General features: G+C 69.2%; 8 protein-coding genes and 1 pseudogene. 4 read left to right on the top strand and 5 right to left on the bottom strand.

Annotated features, from left to right (window positions below; translation table 11 throughout):
* Positions 1-226, bottom strand: a pseudogene (locus tag ACMUOO_RS15450) (hypothetical protein); the annotation flags it as partial.
* A 171-nt stretch (positions 227-397) separates the two neighbouring features.
* Here ACMUOO_RS15450 and infC point away from each other — a divergent pair.
* Positions 398-937 carry a translation initiation factor IF-3 gene (gene infC, locus ACMUOO_RS15445; protein ID WP_367891206.1) on the top strand — a complete coding sequence of 180 codons (540 nt, stop codon included), beginning with the start codon at positions 398-400 and terminating at the stop codon, positions 935-937.
* 51 nt (positions 938-988) lie between these two features.
* Here the strand turns inward: infC and ACMUOO_RS15440 are convergent, their stop codons facing one another.
* On the bottom strand, positions 989-1,639 hold the full coding sequence (locus ACMUOO_RS15440; protein WP_413855693.1) for a class I SAM-dependent methyltransferase: 651 nt from the start codon (positions 1,637-1,639) through the stop codon (positions 989-991).
* A gap of 138 nt (positions 1,640-1,777) precedes the next feature.
* Here ACMUOO_RS15440 and rlmJ point away from each other — a divergent pair, with 138 nt between their 5' ends.
* Positions 1,778-2,563 carry a 23S rRNA (adenine(2030)-N(6))-methyltransferase RlmJ gene (gene rlmJ, locus ACMUOO_RS15435; RefSeq protein WP_301918627.1) on the top strand — a complete coding sequence of 262 codons (786 nt, stop codon included), beginning with the start codon at positions 1,778-1,780 and terminating at the stop codon, positions 2,561-2,563.
* On the opposite strand, the gene ACMUOO_RS15430 is transcribed toward rlmJ, so the two are convergent.
* From ACMUOO_RS15430 to ACMUOO_RS15420, 3 genes are all read right to left on the bottom strand, one after another.
* Positions 2,553-3,032, bottom strand: coding sequence for a DUF1203 domain-containing protein (locus tag ACMUOO_RS15430; RefSeq protein WP_301918915.1), 480 nt, complete (start codon positions 3,030-3,032; stop codon positions 2,553-2,555). The genes rlmJ and ACMUOO_RS15430 overlap by 11 nt on opposite strands.
* Positions 3,033-3,130: 98 nt before the next feature.
* Positions 3,131-4,531 carry a hypothetical protein gene (locus ACMUOO_RS15425; RefSeq protein ID WP_301918626.1) on the bottom strand — a complete coding sequence of 467 codons (1,401 nt, stop codon included), beginning with the start codon at positions 4,529-4,531 and terminating at the stop codon, positions 3,131-3,133.
* Positions 4,528-5,388, bottom strand: a complete 861-nt coding sequence (locus tag ACMUOO_RS15420; RefSeq protein WP_301918625.1) for a hypothetical protein — start codon at positions 5,386-5,388, stop codon at positions 4,528-4,530. Before ACMUOO_RS15420 ends, ACMUOO_RS15425 begins: the two co-directional genes overlap by 4 nt.
* Before the next feature lie 161 nt (positions 5,389-5,549).
* Here ACMUOO_RS15420 and ACMUOO_RS15415 point away from each other — a divergent pair, with 161 nt between their 5' ends.
* Both ACMUOO_RS15415 and ACMUOO_RS15410 read left to right on the top strand, forming a co-directional pair.
* Entirely contained in the window at positions 5,550-7,838 is a 2,289-nt protein-coding gene (locus tag ACMUOO_RS15415) for a glycosyltransferase family 2 protein (protein WP_301918624.1), read from the top strand.
* Positions 7,825-8,321, top strand: a 497-nt coding sequence (locus ACMUOO_RS15410) for a glycosyltransferase family 2 protein (RefSeq protein ID WP_413855692.1), incomplete at its 3' end; no start/stop codon positions are given. The genes ACMUOO_RS15415 and ACMUOO_RS15410, both read left to right, overlap by 14 nt.

Here is an 8,321-nt window from a genome sequence, read left to right as displayed (position 1 = left end):
CGGCTTCCTCGGCAGCCTTCGCAGCCGCTTCCTCGGCAGCCTTGGCCTCTTCGGCGGCCTTTGCAGCAGCCTCTTCCTCGGCGGCCTTGGCGGCGGCCGCCGCTTCGTCAGCAGCCTTCTGGGCCATTGCCGCTTCCTCGGCCGCGCGCTGCGAGGTCGAGTAGTACCAATACCCGCCGCCGGCGAGCACAAGAATGAGGATGGCGATCAGGGTATTCCGGTTCATCGTGCGTTCCTTCCGAAATCGGGAAAGGGGATAATGTCCTCGCTATCGCAGAATACGCCGGCGCAGGAAAGGGACTTCGCGCTGCGCGACGCCGAAACCGGCTTGAATCAGCCATCCGGGACGACTAGTTTGCCCGCCACTTGCACCGGCCACGACAGAAGGAACGCCGCCATAGCCCGCAGACCGCACAACGCCCCGCCGCAACGCGACACCGGCCCCCGCGTGAACGAACGTATCCGCGCCCCGGAAATCCGCCTCATCGGCGCGGACGGCGAGAATGTCGGGGTCGTGACCCCTTTCAGGGCCATGCAGATGGCCGAGGAGGCCGGGCTCGATCTCGTGGAGATCTCGCCCAACGCCGAACCACCGGTCTGCAAGATCATGGATTTCGGCAAGTACAAGTACGAGACACAGAAGCGCGAGGCCGAGGCGCGCAAGAAGCAGAAGATCATCGAGATCAAGGAAATCAAGTTCCGCCCGGGCACCGACACGCATGACTACGACGTCAAGATGCGCTCGGTGAAGAAGTTCCTCGAAGAGGGCGACAAGGTGAAGGTCACGCTGCGCTTCCGCGGCCGCGAGATGGCCCATCAGGAACTCGGACTCGAGCTTCTGAAACGCGTGGCGGCGGATGTCGAGGAAATCGCCAAGATCGAGAACATGCCGAAGCTGGAAGGCCGGCAGATGGTGATGATGATCGGCCCGAAGTGAGCCCCCGCAATCGCGGAATGAACGGCCTTCCCCCCTCTGGGGAGGGCCTTTTTACTGCCGCTCGCGCTGCAGCACCGTGATCTGGAAATTCTGCCGGTTTCCCTTCGGCGTCACATGCACGTGACGCCGTCCCTCGATCAGGCGGAAGGCGCCGGGCGCAGTCCGATCGACCTTGGCGAAGAGAGACGCGGGCGTGTAGCGGCAGACCGGCAGGCCCGAACAGGTCTCCGGCCCGTCCTCGGCGAAGGTGGCGACGATCGCACGCCCCCCCGGCCGGATCGCCGCGACCATTGCTGCGACATAGGCCGCCCGCTCGCGCTCCTCCGTCAGGAAATGGAACACCGCCCGGTCGTGCCAGAGCGCCCATTGGCGTGACGGTTGCCAGCCGGTGATGTCGGCGGCGATCCAGGTGACCGCATCGGCGTCGGGTCCGAGCCGCCTTTGCGCGGCGGCGAGCGCCGCCCCCGCGATATCCAGAACGGCAATCGGGCCGTAGCCGCGCTCCAGGAGCGCATCGACGAGCCGGGACGTGCCTCCGCCTACGTCGATCACGGCCGCCCCCTCGCCTGGCGGCAGATAGTGTTCGATGAGATCAAGGGAGACCTGCGGCCGCGCCTCGAACCAGGAGAGCGCGCCCTCCTCCCGGGCGGAGTATACATCCCGCCAGTGCCGGACCCGTGCTGCCTGCTGCCGTTCCACCATCGCGCCCCTTCCATGGACCCGGCGCATTCACGATGCGATATTTGTATCCTATCCCGGCGGTCAATGGCGACGGGCGAATTGCCGAGGCGCGCACGATCGGCTAGAGCCGCCGGGGCCTGCCGCAAAGCCGGGTGAGCGATGCTTTCCTACCAGCACATCTATCACGCCGGTAATCTTGCCGATGTGCACAAGCACGCGATGCTCGCATCGCTCCTCGCCTACCTCGCCCGGAAGGACAAGCCGCTCAGCTACATCGAGACCCATGCCGGGCGCGGGCTCTACCGGCTCGACGCGCCCGAGGCGATGAAGACCGGCGAGGCCGCGGCCGGGATCGGCCGGGCCGCGGCGCTCTTCCCGGCGGACCATCCCTACCGCCGCATCCTTGCCGCGGTGCGCGACCGCTACGGGCGGGCTGCCTACCCCGGCTCGCCACTGGTCGCCGCGCTCTCGCTCCGGTCGGGCGACCGGATGCATCTGGCCGAGTTGCACCCGCAGGAATTCGCGGCGCTGGGGGCGACGATGCGCCCCTTCGCCGCCGATGTCCGGCGCGAGGACGGGCTGGCATTCGCGCTCGCCGCCACGCCGCCCGATCCCCGCCGGGGCCTGATGCTGATCGACCCGAGCTACGAGATGAAGGCGGATTACGCGGCGATGCCGGCGCTGCTCGGCAAGGTTCATGCAAAATGGAACGTGGGCATCCTGATGCTCTGGTACCCGGTGCTGGCGAGCGGCGCGCAGGCGGGCATGGTGGCATCGCTCGACGCGCTTGCCCTGCCGAAGGCGATGCGGCATGAGGTCCGCTTTCCGCCCGCGCGCGAAGGCCACGGCATGACCGGCTCCGGCCTCTATATCGCCAACGCGCCCTTCGGCACGGCCGAGGAGGCGGAGCGACTCGGTGCGCTCTTTGCCGAACTCACGCGCTGAGTGCGCACCGGATGCGGCACTGGAAGCAGTTGTTGCGGGCCGAGCGGACATCGACGAAGGCCACGCGCGGGTCCTCGAAGAGGCCGGCCGCATAGCCCGCGAGGTCGGCGGCCGGCACCACGCGGCCGGTGCCGTAGACGATGCGGTGATCGGCGGAATAGCCTTTCAGAAGGTAGTCCGGGCTCGTCGCCAGGATCGGCGGCACGCCAGCCCCGTGCCACCGTCCGCAATCGTCGGCGCAGAGGAAGATCGGCCCCGTCTCGGCATAGGGCTGCGGCGCGGGGAAAGGCCGGTGCGCGAGGATCAGGTATTCCCTGCCGGCCGGCACATGGGAGAGGCAGTGCCGGCAAGGCACACCCTCCCCGTCCGAAATCGCGCCCCGCTCCGCGGGCTGGCCGTTCGCGTCCGGCCCGCCCCTGCGCAGGTCCGCCGCCAATGCGCTGTCGAGTGCTTCGAATGTCAGGTCCATCCTGTCCTCCATGGCTTCCGTGCCACGAGGTAGCGTCATCGTGGGACAGGTCGCGACCCGATCCTTGCGCAAAATCCGCGCGGGGGCGGCACCGGGGGTCAGAGGTCCTTCATCGCCAGCCGGATATAGCGGTTCTCGCCCCGCTTAAGCACCCAGTCGCCCACCCGCCGCGCGAGGTCCGGCCGCGCGCGCGCCACCGCGCGTTCAAAAAGCTCGCGCTGGTAGCGGGGGAAGTCGCGGCGCGCGCGCAGGAGCCGGTAGAACTCCGCTTCCGTCAGCGATCCGGCGAGGGCCTTCAGCATGACCTCGGAAAGGATGCCCATCTGGAGAAGCGATGAGCCGAGCCGGTGGCCCATCAGCGGCGTGCGCAGGAGCGTGACATTCGCACCGGTGAACCGCCGCGCATGGGCGGCGTCGAGCGGCTCGTAGGGATCATAGAGGATCGTCACCCGTCCCGCCGCCCGCGAGGCCTGCGCCGCATCGCCGTACTTGCCGGAAAAATCCTTGTCCCAGACGGTCTTGTAGCGCGTTTCCCATGGCACGACGGTCTTGTCGAGCGTCGATTGCGGGCTGATCGCCACCACCTCCGCCCCTGGGCAGGCGGCGGAGAAGGCCGCGGCCGCATAGCCCCCCATCGAGGCGCCGTAGAAGACCACGCGGCCGAAACGCCCGAAGAATCCTTCCCGCGCGAGCCGGTCGAATTCCCCCATCGCCCAGTAGTCGCGGTACCAGGTCCAGCCTGCCGCCATGACGCCCAGCACCGACCAGCCCTGCTTCTCGATGAACTCGAAGCCCCAGGGCCGGCGGTCGGCGCGCTTGGTCATGGCGATGTCGAGGTTGTCGAAGGTAACGACCAGCACCGACGGGTCGCGCGGGACGTAGAGGAAGGAGTGGATGCCGTTGTCCGTATAGAAGCCGAACGGGCCGGCGAGACGCCGCGCGATCGCGGCCCAGTCGCCGTCCTCCGCGGGTGCGCCGGTGGCGGCCGAGGCGGAGGGGCGGAACACCGCCCGCGTCACGGCACTCCCGCCCGGTGCGTGGGCCGCAAGCGTCTCGCAGGTGCCGTAACCGTTCAGGAAGGGATAGCTGCCCGACCCCTTGCGGATGTCGGTCAGCATCACGCTGTCGGCATGCATCCCGCCCTCGATCAGCGGCGCGAGGTGGCGCACCTTCCAGGCGTCGCCGAAGCACCCGAAATTGGCGATCACGTCCCAGGGCCGGATCTCCTCGGCCGAGCCCACGCGCGTCACCGCGTCGCTCGGCACGCCCGCGCTTTCAAGCGCGGCCATGTAGGGCGCGACCCAGGTCGAGGGCGCATCGGAGAAGGCACCGGACTTCACCATGTCGACAAGGAAGATGCGGGCGCCGTGGCGGTCATGGAGCGCGCGGGCGAGGTCGAGCGCCCCGCCCCCCACGTCCGCGAAGCTTTCCACCCGGATGGGCCCCAGCGCGAGGATCGCCTCGGCCGTCGCTTCGTCCACCGCGGCGCGCGCGCTCATTCGCCGTCCTCGTCGTCATCCGCCCCGGCGCCAAGGCCGCGGATCGGGGCGGCGGCGGGGTCAATCCCGTGCTTTCGCAGGAGCTGGCCGACAAGGCTCTTCGGTCGCGGCACGCCGCCCATGGCCTGCGCGATGCGCGCCCGCATCCGCCTGCCGTAGAAATGGATCGAATAGGTCTCTTCGGTCACATAGTCCGACCAGTCGAGACCGGGGCGGAGCATCAGCCGGCGGTCCCGGTATTCGAAGGGATAGAGTGCGACGCGCGGCAGCGCGTGGCTTATCTCCCCCGTCTTCTTCAGGAAATGCGTCAGCGCGTGGGGGCCCCAGACGCCCCAGGGCATCTCGCCCGCGGGAACCGGAGTCCCGGCTGCCTTCTTCGCCTCCAGTTCGCGCCGGTAGGCCTCGCCGTACCATTCCGGGATGGCGTATTCGTCGGAAGTGAAATCGAGAAGAAGGCCCAGCGCCTCGCTGTCCTTGGGCAGGCCGAGAACGCCGCCATTCACCCCCTCCTCGCTTTCCCAGGCAAAGAAGTGGCCGGTCTCGCTTCGGAACGGCTTCACGCAATAGGCATCCGTGTCGGCCCAGATCGTGCGGTCGCCCTTCGCCATGAGGTGATAGCGGAAGAGATCCGAATGCAGCGCCGGGCTGCCGGTGCGGCCGTGGCGCAAGAAGCCGTCCTGGGGCAGGATCGTGCGCGCGTCGGCGATCTCCACCCCTTCGGGCACGTTCGGGATCGGTTCGTAGGCATAAAGCCGGATCGCGTGGCCCGCGTCCACGAAGGACTTCAGGCATAGCTGTTCGAGAAAGCTCAAGGCCCCGCCGATCCAGAGCGCCGCGATCTGATAGTCCTGTGCCACTGCCGCCTCGCCGCCGTTCTCTGCCGGGGTTTCGCGCGAGAGTGGCCGAAATCGGCCCCTTTGCCAACTGCCCACGGGGCAAGCGCAGCGTCTGCGGCGTTTGCCTGCTGCCCCCGCGCGTGGTATCGAACCCCAAGACCGGCCCGAACGGCAGAGCAGGCATGACCGATCCTCCCCCGAGCGTGGTGATCCGCCGGCGGCTCGCCGCCGGGTCCGCCGGTGGCCTGCCGCTTCTCGATGCGGTGCTCTGCCCCGATGCCGGAAGCGGTGCCACCATACGTGTCTTCACCCGCGCCGGCGTCAACGCCACCGCCTTCGACCCTGCCCCGCGCGCAGGCTGTGCCGGCATCCGCGAACTGCGCGAGGTCGCCGGCGCCGTCATGGCGGTGGCCGAGGCAGCACCCCTCTGCCTCGCGCTCGCGACAGGCGGCGTGGCGGAGATCGCGGCGGCCGAGGCGGAATGGGACCTTCTCGCCGGGCGCGACTGCCTCTTCGGCGCGCGGCTCGAGGAGAACGCGGAGACGGTGGCCGACTGGCTTCGCTACCACGCCCGCGCCCATGGCGCGACCGGGGCGCTGATCCTCAATCGCGCGCCCGACGACAGCCCCTCTGGCAGCCATGCGGACTTCGCCGAGCGGCTCGGGGCGCTCATCGCGCCCCTGCCGGGCCTTGTCGTGGTGATTCTCGAAAGCCCGGTGCCGCTCGGCAAAGCGGGCCTCGGACCGGAAAGCCATGTCTTCCTTGCGCCCGACGCGCCGGGCAAGGACCGCATGGAGCGCCCCGACCCCGACCCCTGGCGCGCGCCCCTGGGCGAGGGGCTGATCCACGAGGTCGCCAAGTGGCGCTTCCTCGCCAGGGCGCGCGCCGTCCTCTGCCTCGACGTCACCGACCTCCTGGCCGAGCGGAAGGGCGGGCCCTCGGCCTTCGACCTCTGCCGGCGGGCGCAGGGCGGGGTCGTTCTCCTGGTCGGGCGCCGCATCTACCCCTGGCGGGTCCGGCCGGGCGCGCCCGAGGCCTTCGGCGACCACATCTGCCGACCCTTCGACGCCCGCCGTGGCATCGCCCGCTGGGGCGTGGCACCGGACCGCGCCGGGCTCGACAATACCTGGCGCACGCTCCGTGTCGCCTACGCCCGGCCCGACGCCGACAAGACAGTGGCTTTCTGGCGGGCGATGGCGATCCGGGTGCCGGGCCGGAAGCCGGCCGAGCTTGCGCCCAAGACCTCGCTCGTCGAGGACCCCGCGCTCCTCGACCTCGCCCGCCGCCATTTCGGCGCAGACCCCGTCCGCCCGCCGGTGTCGGAGCCGCGCGCGGCACCCGCCGCCGGGACGACGCGCACCTGCATCGTCACCACGATGAAGAACGAAGGCCCCTTCATCCTCGAATGGCTGGCCTATCACCGCGCCATCGGTGTCACGGATTTCCTCGTCTACACCAACGACTGCACCGACGGCACCGACGCCATGCTCGACCTTCTTCAGGAAAAGGGCCTCGTCCAGCACCGTGCGAACCCCTTCCGAGCCATGCCCGGGCTGATGCCCCAGCACGCCGCCCTTCAGGCCGCCGAAAGCGAGGCGGTGCTGCGGCGTGCCTCCTGGGCGATCTGCATGGACGTGGACGAGTTCATCAACGTCAAGCTTGGCGACGGTACGCTCGGGGCACTTTACGCCGCAATGGGCGAGGCCAACATGATCTCGCTGACCTGGCGGCTTTTCGGCAATGCCGATGTCCACGAATACCGTGACCGCTTCGTCACCGAGCAGTTCCCGCTCTGCGCGCCCGAACTCATCCGCAAGCCGCACCAGGCCTGGGGGTTCAAGACGCTCTTCCGCACCATCGACATCTACAGGAAGCTCGGCGTGCACCGGCCGAAGGGGCTGAAGCCCGACCTCTGGGCCGAGGTGCGCTGGATCAACGGATCCGGCAGGCCCATGCCGGAAAGCATGTATCGCAACGGCTGGCGGTCGAGCCTTGCGACCTACGGCTACGACTGGGTCCAGCTCAACCACTACGCGGTGCGCTCGGCCGAAAGCTTCCTCGTGAAGCGCGACCGTGGCCGGGTGAACCATGTCGACCGCGACCAGGGCCTCAACTACTGGTTCCGCATGAACCACAATGCCGGGGAAGACCTTTCGATCCGCCGGATGGTCCCGGCCGCGCGGGCCGAGTTCGACCGGCTCATGGCGGACCCGGAAATCCGCGTCGCGCATGAGGGTGCCGTCGCTGCGCACCGGGCCAAGATCGCCGAGTTGAAGGCCCGGCCCGACTACGCTGCCTTCTACGCCGAACTCACCGGCGAGCGGATGGAAAAGCTGTCGCGGATGCTTTCGGTCTTCGGCTCCGCCGTCTTCACCGCCGGACCCGGCGTGGTGCCCGCCGACCTCCACCGGCGCACCCTGCCGCCGGGCTTCTTCTTCACCGTGGAGCCCCCCGCCGATGCCGCGCACTGACCCCCGCATCCTCGCCATCCTGACGGTGAAGAACGAGGGCGCCTTCCTCCTCGACTGGCTCGCCCACCACCGCGCGGCGGGGTTCACCGACTTCCTTGTCCTCTCGAACGATTGCGACGACGGCACCGACCGCATGCTCGACCGGCTTTCCGACCTCGGCTGGCTGACCCATGTCAGCAACGACAGCCCGCACGGCAAGGGTCCGCAGTGGACGGCCCTCGCCCTTGCCGACGCGCATCCGCTGAAGGCGGCGGCCGACTGGGTCCTCGTGCTCGACATCGACGAATTCGTGAACGTCCACGCGGGCGACCGGACGGTGCAGGCGCTCCTCGCCGCGCTGCCCGAGGCGACGGCGATCCCGCTCACCTGGCGGCTTTTCGGCAATTGCGGTCTGCGCGCCTACGAGGACCGGCCGGTGACGGAGCAGTTCCTGCGCGCCGCTCCCGCCGTCATGGGCTGGCCCTGGCGGGCGGCGATGTTCAA

The organism is Albidovulum sp., assembly GCF_041919395.1.
Taxonomy (GTDB): Bacteria; Pseudomonadota; Alphaproteobacteria; order Rhodobacterales; family Rhodobacteraceae; genus Albidovulum.
This window is presented reverse-complemented; position numbering and strand designations above follow the sequence as displayed.

Bases quoted from the DNA above. Each gene is read 5' to 3' on its own strand.
- ACMUOO_RS15440 (WP_413855693.1), bottom strand. From the start codon at position 1,639: ATGGTGGAACGGCAGCAGGCAGCACGGGTCCGGCACTGGCGGGATGTA.
- rlmJ (WP_301918627.1), top strand. From the start codon at position 1,778: ATGCTTTCCTACCAGCACATCTATCACGCCGGTAATCTTGCCGATGTG.
- ACMUOO_RS15430 (WP_301918915.1), bottom strand. From the start codon at position 3,032: ATGGACCTGACATTCGAAGCACTCGACAGCGCATTGGCGGCGGACCTG.
- ACMUOO_RS15425 (WP_301918626.1), bottom strand. From the start codon at position 4,531: ATGAGCGCGCGCGCCGCGGTGGACGAAGCGACGGCCGAGGCGATCCTC.
- ACMUOO_RS15415 (WP_301918624.1), top strand. From the start codon at position 5,550: ATGACCGATCCTCCCCCGAGCGTGGTGATCCGCCGGCGGCTCGCCGCC.